The organism is Nocardia sp. CY15, assembly GCF_009829295.1.
GTDB classification, from domain to species: domain Bacteria; phylum Actinomycetota; class Actinomycetes; order Mycobacteriales; family Mycobacteriaceae; genus Nocardia; species Nocardia sputi.
Genome location: NZ_VUOT01000001.1, coordinates 967,515 through 986,533 on the forward strand (window position 1 = coordinate 967,515; position 19,019 = coordinate 986,533).

At 70.2% G+C, this 19,019-nt stretch carries 14 protein-coding genes; 13 read left to right on the forward strand and 1 reads right to left on the reverse strand.

All coding sequences use genetic code 11. The annotated features are described in order from the left end of the window. Positions 1-4 precede the first annotated feature (4 nt). Positions 5-3,436, reverse strand: a complete 3,432-nt coding sequence (locus tag GVY39_RS04650) for an ATP-dependent helicase (protein ID WP_370523769.1) — start codon at positions 3,434-3,436, stop codon at positions 5-7. A gap of 27 nt (positions 3,437-3,463) precedes the next feature. On the opposite strand from GVY39_RS04650, the gene GVY39_RS04655 reads away from it, so the two are divergent. The 13 genes from GVY39_RS04655 to narI all read left to right on the forward strand — a co-directional run bounded on the left by GVY39_RS04655 (position 3,464) and on the right by narI (position 18,992). Continuing rightward, complete coding sequence (locus GVY39_RS04655; protein WP_159920815.1) at positions 3,464-4,285, forward strand: alpha/beta fold hydrolase; 822 nt, start codon at positions 3,464-3,466, stop codon at positions 4,283-4,285. Between the two features lie 4 nt (positions 4,286-4,289). Next, the gene (locus tag GVY39_RS04660; RefSeq protein WP_159920813.1) at positions 4,290-4,601 is read left to right on the forward strand and encodes an MGMT family protein; all 312 of its coding nucleotides are present in this window, start codon (positions 4,290-4,292) and stop codon (positions 4,599-4,601) included. A 54-nt stretch (positions 4,602-4,655) separates the two neighbouring features. Next, positions 4,656-5,411 (forward strand): VOC family protein, encoded by a 756-nt coding sequence (locus GVY39_RS04665; protein ID WP_159920811.1) that lies wholly within the window; start codon positions 4,656-4,658, stop codon positions 5,409-5,411. A gap of 82 nt (positions 5,412-5,493) precedes the next feature. Continuing rightward, positions 5,494-7,236 (forward strand): NTP transferase domain-containing protein, encoded by a 1,743-nt coding sequence (locus GVY39_RS04670; RefSeq protein WP_159920809.1) that lies wholly within the window; start codon positions 5,494-5,496, stop codon positions 7,234-7,236. A gap of 611 nt (positions 7,237-7,847) precedes the next feature. Further along, positions 7,848-8,018 carry a hypothetical protein gene (locus tag GVY39_RS04675; RefSeq protein ID WP_159920807.1) on the forward strand — a complete coding sequence of 57 codons (171 nt, stop codon included), beginning with the start codon at positions 7,848-7,850 and terminating at the stop codon, positions 8,016-8,018. Between the two features lie 171 nt (positions 8,019-8,189). Next, a complete protein-coding gene (locus tag GVY39_RS04680) occupies positions 8,190-8,531 on the forward strand; it encodes a DUF1330 domain-containing protein (protein ID WP_159920805.1) in 342 nt (113 codons plus the stop codon). 78 nt (positions 8,532-8,609) lie between these two features. Then, positions 8,610-10,256, forward strand: a complete 1,647-nt coding sequence (mtnA, locus tag GVY39_RS04685; RefSeq protein ID WP_159920803.1) for an S-methyl-5-thioribose-1-phosphate isomerase — start codon at positions 8,610-8,612, stop codon at positions 10,254-10,256. Continuing rightward, entirely contained in the window at positions 10,253-10,828 is a 576-nt protein-coding gene (locus GVY39_RS04690) for an acireductone dioxygenase (protein WP_159920801.1), read from the forward strand. The genes mtnA and GVY39_RS04690 overlap by 4 nt, the downstream gene beginning before the upstream one ends. After that, positions 10,825-11,508: an acireductone synthase gene (mtnC, locus tag GVY39_RS04695; RefSeq protein WP_159920799.1), complete on the forward strand. Its 684-nt coding sequence runs from the start codon at positions 10,825-10,827 to the stop codon at positions 11,506-11,508. Before GVY39_RS04690 ends, mtnC begins: the two co-directional genes overlap by 4 nt. Positions 11,509-12,095: 587 nt before the next feature. Then, positions 12,096-15,779, forward strand: coding sequence for a nitrate reductase subunit alpha (locus GVY39_RS04700; RefSeq protein WP_159920797.1), 3,684 nt, complete (start codon positions 12,096-12,098; stop codon positions 15,777-15,779). A gap of 71 nt (positions 15,780-15,850) precedes the next feature. Beyond that, a complete protein-coding gene (gene narH, locus GVY39_RS04705) occupies positions 15,851-17,560 on the forward strand; it encodes a nitrate reductase subunit beta (RefSeq protein ID WP_236565307.1) in 1,710 nt (569 codons plus the stop codon). Next, on the forward strand, positions 17,557-18,237 hold the full coding sequence (gene narJ, locus GVY39_RS04710) for a nitrate reductase molybdenum cofactor assembly chaperone (protein WP_159920793.1): 681 nt from the start codon (positions 17,557-17,559) through the stop codon (positions 18,235-18,237). The genes narH and narJ overlap by 4 nt, the downstream gene beginning before the upstream one ends. Next, entirely contained in the window at positions 18,234-18,992 is a 759-nt protein-coding gene (gene narI, locus GVY39_RS04715; protein ID WP_159920791.1) for a respiratory nitrate reductase subunit gamma, read from the forward strand. The genes narJ and narI overlap by 4 nt, the downstream gene beginning before the upstream one ends. The last annotated feature ends 27 nt before the right edge of the window (positions 18,993-19,019 follow it).

A 19,019-nucleotide genomic window follows, 5' to 3' on the forward strand; every position in this document is an offset into this window, starting at 1 on the left:
GCGCTCACTCGTCGGTCACCTGCCTCCCGCGGTCCTGCACGGGGCAGCTGCCCGCCACCGCGCAGTGGCGGCATCCGTCGTTACGCATGGCGAGGTAGCTGGGGCCCTGAGTGGACGCCGCGGCCTGGTGAATCGTGTCGCGCCACTGGTCGAGCGCCTCGGCGTCCAACGGCGGCTGCATGCGCTGGGTCGCGCCTTCGGCCTTGCTCGGCTTGGCGACGTACACCAACCGCGCCCCACCGGGCTCGCCGGACGGGCCGGTCGCGGTGGCCGCGTCGTCGGGGCCGGATTCCGCCGGAGTGTCGAGGGCGCCCATGGCCGCCGCCACCTGATAGGTCGCCAACTGTGCGTGATCGACGGCGGCCTGCTTGGTGACCGGCGACTTGCCGGTTTTCACGTCGACGATCACGAAACGCCCCTGCGCGTCTCGCTCGAGCCGGTCGACGCGGCCCCGGATCCGCACGGCGCGTTCGTCTTCCGTGCGCGCGGGCAACACGCAGTCGACCGGCACCTCGACACCGGCCTGGGTGAGTTCGCCGCGAGTGTTGCGCACCCAGGACGAGAAGGTCGCCAGCATCGCCTCGGTGCGGCGCAGCTCCTGCCGGGAATGCCAACCGCTCCCGGGGTCGACCGCCTGCCAGGCGCGCTCCAGCGCCGCGCGCACTTCGCCCTCGGGCACCTTGCCCGCCAGCGCCTGCACCAGCGTATGCACGAGGTTGCCCTTGACGGCGTGCGGGTTGTCGCCGTCGGTGCCGCCGTTGCGTTCCAGCGCCCAGCGCAGCGGGCAGGTGCGCAGCATTTCGACGGTGGAGGGCGACAGGGCCACCGCCGCGTCGTCCTCGCTCCACAGCGGACGCCGCGAGCTGAGCTCGGCGGTGCCGTACCAATCGTCGGGATGGGTGCCGCGCACGCCCGCGTCCGCCAGCCGGGCGAGCTGGTGTGCCGCGCGACGCCTGCGCTGCGGGTCGGCCTCGGGATCGCAGACGACGCCGCGCAATTCGGCCACCAGGGAGTGCATCACCAGGGCGCGACCGGGATCGACCACCGGCAGCGCACCGGGCTCGCTGTCGTCGTCGTGCCCGAGCAGCTCGGCGAGGAAGCGCGACGGCACCAGGTCACGTTCGCCCGACACCGACTCCACGGCGGTGACCAGCAGCGACCGCCGGGCCCGGCTGCACGCGACGAGCAGCAGCCTGCGTTCCTCGGCGAGGATCGGCGCCGCACGGCTCACCCGCTCCCCCGCGTCGGACACCCCGGCGGTGAGATCGACCAGCTCCTCGGTGTGCAGCAGCGTGCCACGGGAGCGCGGATTGGGCCAGATCCCCTCCTGGACGGCGGCGACCGCGACCACGTCCCATTCCCGACCGGCGGCGGCGTGCGCACTCAGCAGCGCCACGGCCTCGCGCGGCGCGGTGCGCGGCGCCGCGTCCTGCGGGATCTCCTGGTGCGACAGGTATTCGACGAATCCCTCGATGCTCGCGCGGGGCAACCGGTCGACGTAGGCCGCGGCCGCGTCGAACAATCCGACGGCCGCGTCGAGGTCGCGGTCGGCCTGCATGCCGACCGCGCCGCCGCGCTCCGACTGGGCCACCCAGCGTCGCTCCAGCCGGGAACCGGTCCACAACGCCCACAGGACGTCCTCGAGGCCCGCGCCACGCCCGCGCGCCTTGCGCGCCCGGCGCAACGTGTCCAGTACCCGGCGCAGCGGCGCGGCCTCGACGTCGGTGAGGCGATCCAGGAGCGCCGGATCGCCGGTCCCGATCAGCAGGTCGCGCAGTATCTGCGCGGAGGGGCGGTCGAGGTCCGCGCCGCGATCCGGCGGCGAGTCCCCGGCCGGGTCCGGAGCCTTCGCCCCGGCGCGCACGGACTCCAGCACCGCGCGCCGGATACCGCGCCGCAACCGGCGCAAGGAGATCTGGTCGGCGCCGCCGAGCGGCCCGGACAGCAGATCCAGGGCGTCCTCCGGCTCGAACGCGGGTTCGGCGTCCCGCTGCGCCGCCTCGCCCGCCAGCACCGCGCGCAGCGACAACAGCATCCAGGCCGCGCCGCGCCTGCGCGCCAGCGGCGTGTCCAGCGCGGGCTGCTGCACCGGGACGCCCGCGGCGAGCAGGGCACGGCGCAGCGGCGCCAGCGACAGCGGCACCGAACGGACGATCACCGCCATCCGCGACCACGGCACCCCGCCGGTGAGATGCGCGCGGCGCAAATGGTCGGCGATGAGCGCGGCTTCCTTCGCGGGTGTGGCCAGCACGCGGACCCGCACCTCGGTGCCGTCCTCCCCGGGTTCGGCGCGTTCCGGCACGGGGATGCGTTGCGGCGCACTGCCCGGCAGACGCGCGGCGATCCGCGCGACCGCCAGCTCCACCTGACCGCTGAAGCGGTGATTGTCCCGCAGCACGACGCGCCGCTCGCCGGGCACGTCGAGTTCGGCGACGAACCGCGCGTCCGCGCCGCGGAAGGCGAAGACCGCCTGATCGGGATCGCCCGCGATCACCGTGGTGCGCGCGCTGTGCCCGATCACCTCGACCAGCATCGCCGCCTGGGGGTCCAGGTGCTGTGCGTCATCGACCAGCAGGTATCTGATTCGAGCGCGTTCGGTGGCAAGCAGATTCGGGTCGGCGGCCAGCGCGTCCAGCGCCGCGCCGACCAGTTCGGCGGCGTCCAGGGCGGGCGCGGTCGCCTCCGGCGCCTCGACGCCGACCGACCAGCGCAACAGCATCGTCTGCTCATAGCGGATGGCGAACCTGCCCGCCGCCACCCACTCCGGCGTGGCGTGCTCGCGGCCGAGGCGCACCAGATCCTCCGGCCCGATGCCGCGTTCGGTGGCGCGCAGCATCAGATCGCGTAACTGCTCGGCGAACCCGCCGAGCGCGAGCGCGGGCCGCAATCGCTCCGGCCACAGACTCCGCGCACCCTCGGCCATGTCCACCAGGTCGCCGCGCAGCATTTCGCGCAGCACCGCGTCCTGTTCGGCGCCGGTCAGCAGACGCGGCGGCGGGTTGCCGTGCGCCATCGCGTGTCTGCGCAGCACGGAGAAAGCGTACGAGTGCAGCGTGCGCACCAGCGGTTCTCGTGTGGCGCCGGGCACACCGCCCTCCGCGCCCGGTTCCGGTCCGCTCAGGCGCGTGGTGATGGCGTCACGCACGGCGCCTGCCGCCTGTTTCGAATGGGTCAGCACCAGCACCGATTCCGGATCGGCTCCGGCCGCGATGCGCCCGGCGGCGACATCCACCAGCAGGGCGGTCTTGCCGGTGCCCGGGCCGCCGAGTACCTGCCAGGGCCGCCACCCGGGGCGCGCGGGACCGGCCTCGGCCGCGGCGTCCAGCAGCGCGCGGACGTCGGCGCCCCAGTCTCGCGGCCGGGGCGCCACCACATTCCGGCGAACCAGTCGCACCGCGCCATCCGATCGCACCACGCGGGCTATTGCAACAGACACGACCGACACGCCGGTACACGCCTCCGCATGACCGGCGCTGCGGCCGCTCGGGGCGCAGGTCAGAATGGACCGGTGTCTGTCTTGAATGTCCATCGGTTCGGTCCGACGACGGGGCCGGTGGTGCTCGCCCTGCACGGCGTGACCGGTCACGGCAAACGCTGGGAGGACCTGGCCACCCGGCATCTGCCCGACGTCCGCGTGCTCGCGCCCGACCTGCGCGGGCACGGTCGCTCGACCTCGCTGCCGCCGTGGAATTTCGAGACCATCGTCGAGGACCTGGTCGAGCTGATCACCACGGAGGCGGACGGGCCGGTGGTGGTGGTCGCGCACTCCTTCGGCGGTGCGTGCGCGCTGCACCTGGCGCATCGTCATCCCGACCTGGTGCGCAAGCTCGTTCTGCTCGATCCTGCCATCGCGCTGGAGCCGGAATGGCTCAACGAGATCGCGCTGTCCACTCTGGTCTCGGCCGACTACGACAGCGTCGAGCACGCGCGCCAGGACAAACTCGACACCGGCTGGGGAGACGTCGAGCGGCGGCTACTGCAAGCGGAACTCGACGAACATCTGATGCCCACCGCGAACGGGCGCTTCGGCTGGCGGATGAGCCTGCCCGCCGTCAACTCCTACTGGGGCCAGCTGGCCCGCCACTGGGTGCTGCCGCCCACCGAGCTGCCCACCGTGCTGGTGCAGGCGATGAAGGTGCACCCGCCGTTCGTCACGCCGGAGTTCCGGGCGGCGCTCACCGAGCACATGGGCGCCAACCTGACCGTGCTCGAATGGAACTGCGATCACATGGTCGCCCAGGCGTATCCGGCCGAGACCGGTGAGCTCGTGCGCTCGGTGCTCTGAGCCGATGCCGACCACCGACGCCCAGATCGAGCAGGTGCGCGCCCTGGTCGCGTCGATCCCGCCGGGCCGGGTCGTCACCTACGGCGACATCGCCGCGGCCGTCGGACTGTCCACGCCACGCACGGTGGGCTGGATCATGCGCACCGACGCGGCCGACCTGCCCTGGCATCGAGTGCTCGGCGCGAGCGGCAGGCCGGCCGCGCACCTGGCCCATCGCCAGCTGCGCTTGCTCGCAGAGGAAGGCGTGCCGACCCGGGACGGCCGTGTCGACCTGCGGGCCGCGCGCTTCCCGTTACCCGATCCTCCGGCCCGCTGAGCGCCGCTTCCGGAAATGCCTCCGGGCCGGATCGGCGGCCAGTACCGTTGATTCATGCCCACCCGCCTGGCATGTGTCGTGTTCGATGCCGACCGGCCGCGTTCGGTCGCGGATTTCTGGGCCGAACTGCTCGGCTGGAGCGTGACCCTCGACCGGCCCGACCAGGTGGACGTCGCGGCCCCCGACGCCGACGGTGGCGAACTCGCACTCACCTTCCTGCCCGCGATGCGGGCGAAGGTCGGCAAGAACCGCTTGCACCTGGATCTGGCCACCCGCTCGCTGGAGCATCAGCGCACCCAAGTGGACCGGGCGCTGGCGCTGGGCGCGCGAGCGGTCAACATCGGCCAGGGCGCGGTGCCGTGGGCCGTGCTCGCCGACCCGGAGGGCAACGAGTTCTGCGTGCTCGAGCCCAGGGAGGAGTACGTGGACACCGGCGCGATCGCGGCGATCGTGGTCGACACGCGCGACCCGGTGCTCCTCGGTCAGTTCTGGTCGACCGCCACCGGCTGGCCCGCCGCGCGGTGCGGCGAGCGGCTGGCCGGGCTGCGTTCACCGACCGGCCTCGGTTCCTGGCTGGAGTTCGTGCGCACTCCCGACGCGGGGACAGGCCGGACCAGGCTGCGCCTGGATCTCACCTCATTTCCGGCCGACGACCGGGCCGCCGAGGTGGCCAGGCTGCACGCGGCGGGCGCCACGACGATCGACCGCGCCGCCCCGGCTCCCGATCGGGACACCGACCTCGTGCTCGCCGATCCGGAGCTCAACGAGTTCCGGCTGCTGCCACCGGCGCGGTTCTGGTCGAACGCCTGATCGGCGCCGTCGGCTCCCCGGCTTCCCGGCGGTGACGAATTAGCATGGCCGCCATGGTGTACCTAGCTCAAGGTCGTGGCGTGTGATCGCCGCCGACGCGATCGTGCTCGCGGGCGGCCGGGCCAGCCGGATGGGCGGCGTGGACAAACCCGCCATCGTCATCGGCGGCCGTTCCATGCTCGAGGTGTCGCTGGGCGCCGCGGCCTCCTGCGCGCACACGGTGGTCGTCGGACCGTACCGGCCCGAACTCCCGCCGCAGATCATCCAGGTTCGCGAGGTGCCACCCGGGTCGGGTCCGGTGGCGGCCATCGACACGGGGCTGCGCGCCCTGGGCTCCGCCGCGCCGCTGGTGGTGGTGCTGGCCGCCGACCTGCCGTTCCTGTCCTCCTGGGCGATCGCCGAGCTCATCCGGCACGCCACCGAATCCGGCGCGGACGCGGTGTTCGCGGCCGACGAGTCCGGACGCCCGCAGTACCTGATCGGAGTGTGGCGGCGCTCCGCGCTGGCCTCCGCGCTGGACGGGCTCGGGACGCTGATCAACCAGCCGATGAAGGCGCTGGTGCCCGCCTCCGCCGCGATCATCCCGTTGCCCGGGGTCGGCGACTGCGACACCGAGGAGCAGGTCCGGGAGGCCAGGGCCACGGTCGGCGCGCCACGGCAGCACCCACCGCTGGCTTTGGACGATGCGCGAAGCATACTGCGCGCCAGACTATCTCGTCTCACGACGTACGACGCCGACTTGCGTTCGGTGGTCGGAGCCGCGCTCGCGGGCCCGCTGACGGCCGCCGGGCCGCTGCCCCGCTTCGACGTCTCCGCGATGGACGGCTACGCGGTGGCGGGTGACGGGCCGTGGCGCTTGCGCCGGGACATCGGCTTCGCGGGCGGGCGGCGGCCGGTGGGGCTGCTGCCGGGCGAGGCGGTGCGGATCGCCACGGGCGCGCACGTCCCGGACGGCACCACGGGCGTGCTGCGCGACGAGTTCACGCACATCGCCGACGAAACGCTGTATCGCTTGCCGGACACGCCACCGCGCGACGACATCCGCCGCCGCGGCGAGGACCGGGAAGTCGGTGATCCGGTCGCGCCGGAAGGCACGCCGGTCACCGCGGCGTTGATCTCCGCGGCCGCCAGCGTCGAAGTCACCGCGGCGCCGGTGCGCGGCCCCGTGCGCGCCCGCATCGTCATGACCGGTGACGAGATCCGCAGCGAGGGCCCGCTGCGGACGGGCCAGACCCGCGATTCGATCGGGCCGATCCTGCCGGATCTGCTGTCCTGGTACGGCATTCGCACCGCCGATCGGGTACACCTGCGCGACACTCCGCACGGTTTCGACGAGGTCCTGACCGTCACGCCGGATCACGACCTGCTGGTGATCGTCGGCGCGACCGGCGGCGGGGCCGCCGACCAGCTCCGTGCCGCGCTGACCCGCGCCGGAGCCGAGATCGTGGTGCCGCGTCTGCGGCTGCGTCCGGGAGGTTCCACCGTCGTCGCCGAACTGGCCTCCGGCACCACGGTGCTCGGCCTGCCCGGCAACCCGTTCGCCGCCGTCGCCACGCTCATGGCGCTCGCGCCCGCGATCGTGGAGGGCCGCACCGGGGCGTCCGCGGCCCGCCCACTGCGCGGGCCGCTGCACAACGCGGCCGAGATCGCCGGTCAGGCGCCCCGCATCGTTCCCGCTCGCGCCGTCGATGAAGGCGGGTGGGTCGGTGACCCGACCGTCCGCACCGCCCATCTCGGCGGCCTCGTGGACCGCGACGGTCTGGTCGTCGTCCCGCCCGACGCCGTCGACGGCGCGATCGTCGAATTCCTGCCGCTGCGCCGCTGAGGAACGCCAGCGGTCCGAGCCCATGTCGATGTGCACCGGATAGAGCGATTCGAGCACGCCGACTGTTCGGCGACCACCAGCGGCTGATGGTTGGGGCAGCATCACCCCCACGCTTCGGACATCCTCGTGCATACGCGCGAAATAAACTGGGACACTTGTCATTCGGCGTGCGAGACGTAGACAGGAGTCGCGGAGGTCATCATCTCGGCACAGGCTGGATGCGAATTGCACACCACCGCAATGGTTTCGACGAGTCACCCGCTCGACTCCCGGATGACGGCGCACGCTGCGCAGCGAAAGCAGAATTGAACAAGCCATTACCTCGGATGCGCGGTTTACCGCGATACCGATAACCGCTTGCATTCGCAAGATATATTGCGCCGGCCCCCGAGCGACTCAGCCCGGCAGATTGTCCAACATAAATGCGCGGACGAAGCCCGCATGACCTGATTCGTTACTATAACGCGGCCTGTTCATCCCGCCGACCTGGGGAAATGCCACGAATGGCCGCTACGGACCATATTTTTCATTTCCTCTTCCGGAAGTCACACACGCTCGCTATCGTTGGATCGTTAGGCGAATATCAATCCCCCGGAAAGGACCGTGTGGAGATGGCTGAAAAGTCGAAGAAAACGCCTAAAAAAATGCCGAAGCAGATGCCGAGGCAGCAGCAGCAACAGCGCCAGGAGCAGGACATGCGCGAGGGCTCGGATATGGAAGGCCGTCGGGGCACCAGGTCCGAGATGCCCGACCGGCGCGGCGAGCAGGACCGCCGCCAGTAGCTGATCTGCGCCACCCGCGCCGCCGGTCCCTCCACTCCTCCCGGGACCGGCGGCTCGGTCGTGTCCGGCCCCGCTGTACTACCTCCGAGGTAATTGCCGCCCCGCGCGAAGCGGACCTACGGTCGGTCGGACGCCATCTCCGGTGTCATCGAACGGAGGAACGCCCACGCCATGTCCGCCTATGGCTTCGCCCATCTCCGCAGTCGCAGGCCCCATGCCGACATCCTGGAATACCTGGAGCGCATCCAGGCCACTCTCGACCCCTTCGGGGGCCGCTTCGTCATCCACGGACCTCCGGCCGAGGTGGTGGAAGGCAGCTGGCCCGGCAGCATGGTGCTGATCGAGTTCCCCGGGATGACCGAGGCGCGGGAGTGGTACCACTCGCCCGCCTACCAGAAGATCCTGCCGCTGCGCGCCGATCACATCGACGGCGACCTGCTGCTGATCGAGGGGGTCGGCCCGGATTACGACCCGCGCAAACGCGCCGCCGAGCTGCGCGCCGAGGCGGTCTGACGCGATTTCGGCCCGCCGTCCGCCGTCCGATACCGTTGACCAGGCACGACACGGCTCGACGCGATAAGGATGTGCCCGATGGACGACAGCTCTCTGGTCTGGGACGACGGCGCGCTCGTCACCATCGACCAGCGCGGACTGCCGCACGAGGTACGTGAGCTGCGGCTGAGCACGGTCGAGGAGATCATCGAGGCGATCGAGACGCTGGCCATCCGCGGCGCGCCCGCCATCGGCATCGCGGGCGCGTTCGGCGTCGTCATCGCCACCGCCGCGCACACCGTTGACGGCGTGGTCGACGAGGCCGCGGTGCGAGCCGAGGCGGACCGGATCGCCGCGGCGCGGCCGACGGCGGTCAACCTGGCCTGGGCGGTGCGACGGGTGCGGGCCCACGTGGGCCGGGGCGCCGACGCCGTCCTCGCCGAGACGCTGGACATGCTGGCCGAGGACGGCCGGGTCAACCGGGCCGCCGCCACGCACGCCGCCGACCTGGTGCAGAGCTTGTGTCCCGACCGTCCGCTGCGCGTGCTCACCCACTGCAACACCGGCAGGCTGGCCACCAGCGCGTTCGGCACCGCCATCGGCACGCTGCGGGTGCTGTCCGACCGCGGCGCGATCGAGCGCGTCCTGGTCGACGAGACCCGCCCGCTGCTACAGGGCGCGCGGCTGACCACCTGGGAACTCGCCGAAGCGGGTATCCCGCACCGGCTGACCATCGATTCCGCCGCCGCCTGGGCGATGGCGACCGGGCAGGTCGACTGCGTGCTCGTCGGCGCCGACCGGGTCACCGCCAACGGCGACGTCGCCAACAAGATCGGCACCTACGGCCTCGCGCTGGCCGCCCGTCATCACGGCATACCGTTCGTCGTGGTCGCCCCGGAATCGACCCGCGATCTCGCGATGGCCACCGGCCGGGAGATCGTCGTGGAACAACGCGCGGCGGCCGAGGTGACCGGATTCGGCGGTGTCGCAACGGCTCCCGCGCACACCGAGGTCTTCAACCCGGCCTTCGACGTGACGCCGGGCGACCTGGTGACCGCGGTGGTCACCGAGCGCGGCGTGGTGCACCGATCCGATCGGTCGCACGGCACGGCCATCGCCGACATCGCCCGCGAGCTGTACCGGCGCGGGTGGATGCCGGGCACGGCGGGCAATATCTCGGTGCGCACCGGCGCCACCGCGCTCGTCACCGGAAGCGGGCTGTCCAAAGGCGAACTCACCGAAAACGACATGGTCACCGTGCGCGTGGCGGATTCGGCGCCCGTTGCCGATCACGGACGAAGGCCCTCGGCGGAGACCACGATCCACACCGCCGTCTACCGGACCCGCCCGGCCCACGCGGTGGTGCACATCCATCCGCCGTTCGCGACGGCGCTGGCCACCCGGTCCGCGGTTCCCGGCGCGCTCGGCACGCTCCGGATCACCGGCTACGAACTGATCAAGGGGCTCGGCGGCGGCGATCCGGACGTGGCGGACATCCCGGTCTTCCCCAACCGGCCCGAGGTCCCCCGCATCGGCGAGGACATCGAGCGTTATCTCCTCGACCATCCCGGCGCTCTCCCGGTACTGGTCATCGCGGGACACGGGATCACCGCGTGGGGTGATGATCTCGCTCAGGCACGCGACCGCGCCGAATGCCTGGAAGCATTGTGTGAACTGGTGATCCGCACCGGTAGTGCGGCGGCGTTCGGCCCGCGCGACGACGTTCTCGAGATTGGACTGACATGACCCTGCTGCAAGTGATGGCCGCCGGCGACGCGGCCGACGTGCGTGTGCGCACCACCGATGACGAGTTGATCGGCACCGAACTGGCGAAGCACGGCATCACCTTCGGCCGCTGGCCGGTGGTCGAGAACGCCGCGTCGGTGTCCTCCGAGGAATTGCTCGCCCACTACCGAGCGAACGTCGCCGAACTGAACGAGTCGGGGCGCTTCAAGCACATCGACATCGCCCGCATCCACCCCGACGACTCCGACCCGCAGTGGCCGGAGATCGCCAAGGGCGCGCGCGGGAAGTTCCTCGACGAGCACCGGCACGCCGAGGACGAGGTGCGCTTCTTCGCCGCCGGACGCGGCTGCTTCTACCTGCACTTGGGCGAAGAGGTCTGCGCGGTGGTGTGCGAAGGCGGCGATTTGCTGTCGGTGCCCGCGGGCACGCTGCACTGGTTCGACATGGGCGAGCGCCCCGATTTCATCGCCATCCGCTTCTTCGAGGAAGAGGACGGCTGGGTCGGCGACTTCACCGGCGACAAGATCAGCGCGGGCTTCCCCACCCTCGACCAGCTGCTGACCGCGCCGTGACCGTCGCCGTAGTCGTCGACATCGAGGGCACCACCAGCCCCACCGCCGCCGTCCGCGAAGACCTGTACGGCTACACCCGGCAGCGGCTTCCGGGCTGGCTGGCCGAGGACAGCCCGGCGTCGTCCACCGTCCTCGCGGCGACCAGGCAGCTGGCCGGTCGCCCGGACGCGGGCCCGGACGAAGTCGCCGCGATCCTGCGCGAGTGGCTCGACACCGATGTGAAGGCCGAGCCGCTCAAGACCGCGCAGGGCTTGATCTGCGCCGAAGGCTTCCGCGGCGGCGCGCTGCACGGCGAGTTCTTCCCGGATGTGCCGCCCGCGCTCGCGGCGTGGCACGCGGCGGGTCTGGCGTTGTACGTCTACTCCTCGGGATCGGTGCGCAATCAGCGGGATTGGTTCGCCTTCGCGCGCGGTGGCAGCCTCGCGGAGCTGATCAGCGGATACTTCGATCTGTCGACGGCGGGCGGCAAGCGCGAGTCGTCCTCCTACGACAAGATCGCGAGCGCCATCGGCGCGCCCGCGGAGCGCATCCTGTTCCTGTCCGACCACCCCGACGAACTCGATGCCGCCGTCACCGCGGGCTGGCGGGTGGTCGGGCTCGCCCGGCCCGGCGAGCCCAATCCTCCACGGCCGCCTCACTATTGGGTCAGCACGTTCGCGGATATCGATCCGTCGGCCTGACCCGGTGGGCGTCGATCCCGCGCTGGCGCTGTCGGCGACCCGAGCTAGGGGCTCGCGCCGCCCCCGCAGGACCGAATGAGCGGGCATCTCGCCGCTTCGACGAAGTCGGCCCCTCGAGGCCGGATCTCGGCGTATCCTGCCCTCGGCGTCAACAATTTCCGACCATCGGCAAACGCACGGCGAATTGTGACCCAAGCAACTGTGCGCATGCGGGAAACCGGAGTGCACCGGGACGGAAATCGGTAAAAGGTACGCCGCCGAAGCCCGCTCGATTGTGTTAACAAATGTAAAGCGCGAGAGAACCGGTCGTTTCCAAAGCATCACCGGCACTGCCTGGAATTGATCTCCGCGACCGGCTTCCGGCCAGGTCATCGTCCATCTTCCCTGGTCGCCCCGCAGCGCGCATCCCGGCGGGCCTGTCCGGCCGTGACCGTCACGTTGCGGCGATCTCACAACTCACCACAGACCCGAATGGGGTGTGAGAGAGACGTTTGGCCAGCTGTGCGCGCCTCTTTACAGTCGGAACATCAACCCGATTTGCACAGCTCGAAGGGGACGTCGTGGTTAATTCGCGTAGCCAGGGTCGCGTGCCCTCCGCTCCGGCGGTCGACGCCGGGGACGCCCTCCTGCGGCTGGGGAAATACTTCCACCGGGGCGAGGTGTCGGCCGACCACCGGACGCTGCACAAGGTCGGCGGGCGCAGCGCCGACGAGTTCTACCGGGATCGCTGGTCGCACGACAAGGTGGTGCGCTCCACGCACGGCGTGAACTGCACGGGTTCGTGCTCGTGGAAGATCTACGTGAAAGACGGTGTGATCACCTGGGAGTCGCAGCAGACCGACTACCCGTCGGTGGGCGCCGACAAGCCGGAGTACGAGCCGCGCGGTTGCCCTCGCGGCGCGTCGTTCTCCTGGTACACCTACTCGCCGGCCCGGGTGCGCTACCCCTACGTGCGCGGCACCTTGCTCGAGCTGTACCGGGAAGCCAAGTCCCGGCTCAAGGACCCGGTGCTGGCCTGGGGTGAGATCGTCGAGGATCCCGAGAAGTCCCGCAGCTACAAGGCCGCCCGCGGCAAGGGTGGTTTCGTGCGCGCCGAGTGGTGGGAGGCGGCCGAGATCGCCGCCGCCGCACACGTGTACACGATCAAGCAGTACGGCCCGGACCGGGTGGCCGGGTTCTCGCCGATTCCGGCCATGTCCATGGTCAGCCACGCCGTCGGCGCCCGGTTCATCTCGCTGCTCGGCGGCTCCATGCTGTCGTTCTACGACTGGTACGCCGACCTGCCGGTGGCTTCCCCGCAGGTGTTCGGCGACCAGACCGACGTGCCGGAGTCCGCGGACTGGTTCGACGCCGGCTACCTCATCATGTGGGGCTCGAACGTGCCGGTGACCCGGACGCCGGACGCGCACTACATGACCGAGGCCCGCTACCGCGGCCAGAAGGTGGTGGTGGTCTCCCCCGACTACGCCGACAACACCAAGTTCGCCGACGAGTGGGTGGCCGCGCGTCCCGGCACCGACGCGGCCTTGGCCATGGCGATGGGCCACGTGGTGCTCAAGGAGTTCTTCGTCGAGAAGTCGACGCCGCGCTTCCTCGACTACATCAAGCGCTTCACCGATCTGCCGTACCTGATCACGCTGGACGAGCGCGACGGGGCGTATGTGCCCGGCAAGTTCCTCACCGCCGCCGACCTGGGCCGCACCGGCGAAGGCGTGCAGTTCCAGACCGTGTTGCTGGACGAGCGGGCGCAGCCGGTGGTGCCGAACGGGTCGCTGGGCCATCGGTTCGGCGAAGAAGGCGCCGGGCGCTGGAACCTCGATCTCGGGGACGTCGATCCCCTCCTGAGTCTGTATGGCCGCACCGACGATGCTGCGGCCGTACAGATTCCCCGCTTCGACAGCGACACCCCCGGCGTGCTCACCCGCGGGGTACCGACCACGACCGTCGCGGGCAAGCGCGTCACCACGGTCTTCGACCTGCTGCTCGCGCAGTACGGCGTCGGCCGCGACGGACTGCCCGGCACCTGGCCGAGCGGCTACGACGACGCGGCCGAGCCCTACACCCCGGCCTGGCAGGAGACGATCACCGGCGTGCCCGCCGTCCAGGCGCAGCGCATCGCACGGGAGTTCGCCGACAACGCCGACCGTTCCGGCGGTCGCTCGATGATCCTCATGGGCGCGGGCACCAATCACTGGTTCCACTCCGACCAGATCTACCGCGCGTTCTTCACCTTGACCCTGCTGACCGGTTGCCAGGGCGTGAACGGCGGCGGCTGGGCGCATTACGTCGGGCAGGAGAAGTGCCGCCCCGTCACCGGGTGGTCGACTCTCGCCTTCGGACTGGATTGGCAGCGCCCGCCGCGCCAGATGCAGGGCACGGTGTTCTGGTACCTGACCAACAACCAGTGGCGCTATGACCCCTTCACCGCCGAGTCGTTCGCCTCGCCGCTCGGCACCGGAAAGTTCGCAGGCCGCACGGCCGCCGACAACATCGCGCTGGCCACCCGGCTGGGCTGGATGCCGAGCTACCCGACCTTCGACCGCAACCCGCTGGACCTGGCGGACGAGGCCGAGGCGGCGGGCAAGACCGCGCCCGAGCACGTGGTGGACGGGCTGAAATCCGGAGACCTGCGCTTCGCCTGCGAGGACCCGGACGCGCCGGAGAACTTCCCGCGCTGCCTGACCGTGTGGCGGGCGAACCTGCTCGGCTCCTCGGGCAAGGGCAACGAGTACTTCCAGCGCCACCTGCTCGGCGCCGACTCCAACCTGCAGACCACCGACGCCACCGGCGTGCGGCCGCAGGAGCTGACCTGGCGGGAGACCGCGGCCACCGGCAAGCTGGATCTGCTGCTGTCGCTGGACTTCCGGATGACCAGCACCACGCTGTTCTCCGACATCGTGCTGCCCGCGGCCACCTGGTATGAGAAGCACGACCTGTCCTCCACCGACATGCACCCGTTCGTGCACGCCTTCTCGCCCGCCATTTCGCCGCCGTGGGAGGCCAAGACCGACTTCGACGCCTTCCACCGGATCGCGCGCGGGTTCTCCTGGATGGCCGAGAAGCACCTGGGCAAGCGCAAGGACATCGTCGCCGTGCCGCTGCAGCACGACTCGCCGGACGCGACGGCCCAGGCGGGCGGGCGCGTGCTGGACTGGAAAGCCGGTGAGTGCGAACCGATTCCGGGCAAGACCATGCCGAAACTGGTCGTCGTCGAACGCGATTACCCGAAGCTGGCGGAGAAGATGGCCGCGCTCGGGCCGCTGATCGACACGCTCGGCGTCACCACCAAGGGCGTCACCACCTACCCCGACCAGGAGGTCGAGTACCTCGCCGGGGTGAACGGCACGGTGGTGTCCGGCGTGGCGCAAGGCCGCCCGTCGCTGGCCAAGGACACGCACGCGGCCGAGGCGATCCTCGCGCTGTCGGGCACCACGAATGGTCGTCTGGCCGTGGAGGGCTTCCACGCGCTGGAACGCCGCACCGGAACCCAGCTGGCCGACCTGGCCGCCGAGCACGAGGGCAAGCGGATCACCTTCGCCGACACCCAGGCCCGTCCGGTGCCGGTGATCACCTCGCCGGAGTGGTCGGGCAGCGAGACCGGCGGACGCCGGTACTCGCCGTTCACCATCAACACCGAGCGGCTCAAGCCCTGGCACACGCTCACCGGGCGGCAACACTTCTACCTCGACCACGACTGGATGATCGAGCTCGGCGAGCAGCTGCCGATCTTCCGCCCGCCGCTGGACATGACCGCGCTGTTCCGCGAGCCCTCGATCGGCGACGTCGGTGACAAGGGCGTCACCGTGCGCTATCTGACGCCGCACTCGAAGTGGTCGATCCACTCCGCCTACCAGGACAACCTGCACATGCTGACGCTCTCGCGCGGCGGGCAGACGATCTGGATGTCCGATCGCGACGCGGCGAAGATCGGTGTGGCCGACAACGACTGGATCGAGGCGATCAACCGCAACGGCATCGTGGTGGCCCGCGCCATCGTCAGTCACCGGATGCCGGAGGGCACGGTGTTCATGTACCACGCCCAGGACCGCGCGGTGGACGTGCCGCGCATCGAAGGACTCGGCGAGGACACCAAGGGACGGGGCAAGCGCGGCGGCATCCACAACGCGCTCACCCGCATCATGATCAAGCCCTCCCATCTCATCGGCGGCTACGCGCAGCAGTCCTTCGCGCTGAACTACCACGGCCCCACGGGAAATCAGCGTGACGAGGTCACCACGATCCGGAAGCGCTCGCAGGAAGTGGAGTACTGACATGCACGAGCGCGGCACAAGGACGCACGAGGCACTTCCCGACGCGAGAAAGCGGTACTGACATGCGCGTCATGGCACAGCTGGCCATGGTGATGAACCTGGACAAGTGCATCGGCTGCCACACCTGCTCGGTCACCTGCAAGCAGGCCTGGACCAACCGCGGCGGCACCGAGTACGTCTGGTTCAACAACGTGGAAACCCGCCCTGGACAGGGCTATCCGCGCCAGTACCAGGATCAGGAGAAGTGGAAGGGCGGCTGGACGCTGAACAAGCGCGGCAAGCTCACCCTGAAGTCCGGGTCCCGGCTCAAGCGGCTGCTGAACATCTTCGCCAACCCGGATCTGCCCACGGTCGAGGACTACTACGAGCCGTGGAGCTACGACTACGACAACCTGCTGTCCTCACCGCCCACCGACACCACGCCGGTCGCGCGACCGAAATCGCTGATCACCGGCGAGGATACGCAGGTCACCTGGGGCGCGAACTGGGATGACGATCTCGGCTCCGGCCCCGAGCAGGTCGGCAAGGACCCGCTGCTGGCGAAGCTGTCCGATCAGGTGAAACTGGAGTTCGAAGAGACCTTCATGTTCTACCTGCCGCGGATCTGCGAGCACTGCCTGAATCCCTCGTGCGCGGCTTCGTGTCCTTCCGGCGCGATCTACAAACGCGCCGAGGACGGCATCGTGCTGGTGGACCAGGACAAGTGCCGCGGCTGGCGGCAGTGCGTGTCGGGTTGCCCGTACAAGAAGATCTACTTCAACCACAAGACGGGCAAGGCGGAGAAGTGCACCTTCTGCTACCCGCGCGTGGAGGTCGGCATGCCCACGGTGTGCTCGGAGACCTGCGTCGGGCGGCTGCGCTACATCGGCGTCATGCTCTACGACGCCGACGCCGTGCTGGAGGCCGCGTCGGTCACCGACGACAAGGATCTCTACCCGTCTCAGCTGGGGGTGTTCCTCAATCCCCATGACCCGCGAGTGGTCGCCGAAGCGGAGCGGGCCGGGATCTCGCCGGAGTGGATCCAGGCGGCCCAGGATTCGCCGGTCTACAAGCTGATCGTGGACTACCAGATCGCGCTGCCGCTGCATCCGGAATACCGCACCATGCCCATGGTCTGGTACGTGCCGCCGCTGTCGCCGGTGGTGGACGTGCTCACCGAGACCGGCCACGACGGCGAGAACGCGTCGAACCTGTTCGGCGCCATCGACGCGCTGCGCATTCCGGTGGAGTACCTCGCGGAGCTGTTCACCGCGGGCGAGGTGGGGCCGGTGCGCGCCGCCCTGCAACGCTTGGCGGCGATGCGCTCGTTCATGCGGTCGGTGAATCTCGGCGAGGAGCCGGACCCCTCGATCGCGCCGTCGGTGCGGCTGGAGCCGGAGGAGATCGAGGCGATGTACCGGCTGCTGGCCATCGCCAAGTACGAGCACCGCTACGTCATCCCGACCGGCGCGGGAGCCCGCGCGCACGAACTGGATTCGCTCGCCACCGGATGCAGCCTGGACACCGACGGCGGGCCGGGTATGACGGCGTTCGACCAGATGGTGGAGAAGTTCCACCTCACCGACTCCAATGATGCCGCGCCGCAGGAGAAGTCGTCCCGGATCAACCTGTTGAACTGGGACGGCAAGAGCACCGACGGTTTGCTGCCGACCAACGGCAACGGGCATGCCGACGGCGCGGGCAACGGGCACGCGAACGGCGTCGGCAACGGGCACACCAACGGCTCGAGCGGCACCGTCGCCGGTGAGCCTGCCTCCACTCCGACCGGAGCAGGTCGATGAGCCTGCTGAAACTGCGCCGCCGCCCGGAACCGGTGGTCGAACTGGCCCAGCGCGACCGTCAATTGGTGTGGCGGATCGCCGCGCTGCTGCTGGACTACCCGAGTGAGCAGACGCTGGCCATGATCGGTCAACTCACCGACGCCGCGACCGTATTGCCGGACGAGGTGCGCGCCCACCTGAGCGAATGCCTCGAGTACCTGCGCACGACACCGCCGCTGGAACTCGCGGCGGACTATGTCGCGACCTTCGACATGCGCCGCCGCGCCAGCCTGCACCTGACCTTCTACGCCTACGGCGACACCCGCAAGCGCGGAATGGCGTTGCTGCGCTTCAAGCACGCCTACCGGCACGCCGGTGTCGAACTCGGCGACGAGGAACTGCCCGACCACCTGCCGGTGCTGCTGGAGTTCGCCGCCACCGTCGATCCGATCGGCGGCGAACGGTTGCTCGGCGAGCATGTTCCGGTGCTGGAGCTGCTGCGGCTGTCCCTGTCGGACAACGGGTCTCCCTATGCCGGAGTGCTCGCGGCGATCGGGGCGACATTGCCGCCGCCGACCACCGCGGACCGGAGGCGCATCGCCGAACTCGCCGCGCAGGGTCCGCCCGAGGAGGAAGTCGGGCTGGAACCCTTCGCGATGGACCCCTCCCTGTTCGACGGATCGGAAGGCCGACGATGAACGCAACGCCGAACCTGCCGACCGCGCTGTGGCTGATTCTGCCGTACGTCGCGTTCACCTCGTTCGTGCTCGGTCACCTGTGGCGCTACCGCAACGATCAGTTCGGCTGGACCACCCGCTCCTCGCAGGTCTACGAGAGCCGCCTGCTGCGCCTGGGCAGCCCGCTGTTCCACTTCGGCATGCTCGGGGTGTTCGGCGGTCACGTGCTCGGCGTGCTGATCCCGGAATCGTGGACCGCCGCGGTGGGGATCTCCGAGCACGCCTACCACCTGATCGCCGTCTCGGCGGGGTCGGTGGCCGGGCTCGCCGTGCTGGCCGGGGTGGCCATCCTGCTCTACCGGCGTTTCACGGTTCCGGCCGTCCGCAAGGCGACGACCGGCAACGACAAGCTGATGTACGCGCTGCTGGCCGCCGCGCTGATCACCGGTCTGCTCAACACCTGGGGCAGCAACCTGCTGTGGGGGACCTACAACTACCGCGAGACGGTGTCGCCGTGGTTCCGCAGCCTGTTCACCCTCGGCCCGCAGCCCGAACTCATGGTGGACACCCCGTGGACCTTCCAGCTGCACGGGCTGGTCGTGCTCGCGCTGATCGGATTGTGGCCTTACACCCGGCTGGTGCACATGTTCAGCGCGCCGGTCGGCTACCTGGTGCGGCCGTATGTGGTCTACCGCAGCAAGGAATACGACGCTCCTGACAAGCGCCGTTACGCCCGGGCGTGGGAGGCGCCCGTCACTCCCGAACGCTGGCGTTGACGCCGTCGCGGGAGACCCCGCCCGGAC

Coding starts and splice junctions, on each gene's coding strand:
- GVY39_RS04655 (WP_159920815.1), top strand. CDS start 3,464: ATGACCGGCGCTGCGGCCGCTCGGGGCGCAGGTCAGAATGGACCGGTG.
- GVY39_RS04660 (WP_159920813.1), top strand. CDS start 4,290: ATGCCGACCACCGACGCCCAGATCGAGCAGGTGCGCGCCCTGGTCGCG.
- GVY39_RS04665 (WP_159920811.1), top strand. CDS start 4,656: ATGCCCACCCGCCTGGCATGTGTCGTGTTCGATGCCGACCGGCCGCGT.
- GVY39_RS04675 (WP_159920807.1), top strand. CDS start 7,848: ATGGCTGAAAAGTCGAAGAAAACGCCTAAAAAAATGCCGAAGCAGATG.
- GVY39_RS04680 (WP_159920805.1), top strand. CDS start 8,190: ATGTCCGCCTATGGCTTCGCCCATCTCCGCAGTCGCAGGCCCCATGCC.
- mtnA (WP_159920803.1), top strand. CDS start 8,610: ATGGACGACAGCTCTCTGGTCTGGGACGACGGCGCGCTCGTCACCATC.
- GVY39_RS04690 (WP_159920801.1), top strand. CDS start 10,253: ATGACCCTGCTGCAAGTGATGGCCGCCGGCGACGCGGCCGACGTGCGT.
- narH (WP_236565307.1), top strand. CDS start 15,851: ATGGCACAGCTGGCCATGGTGATGAACCTGGACAAGTGCATCGGCTGC.
- narJ (WP_159920793.1), top strand. CDS start 17,557: ATGAGCCTGCTGAAACTGCGCCGCCGCCCGGAACCGGTGGTCGAACTG.
- narI (WP_159920791.1), top strand. CDS start 18,234: ATGAACGCAACGCCGAACCTGCCGACCGCGCTGTGGCTGATTCTGCCG.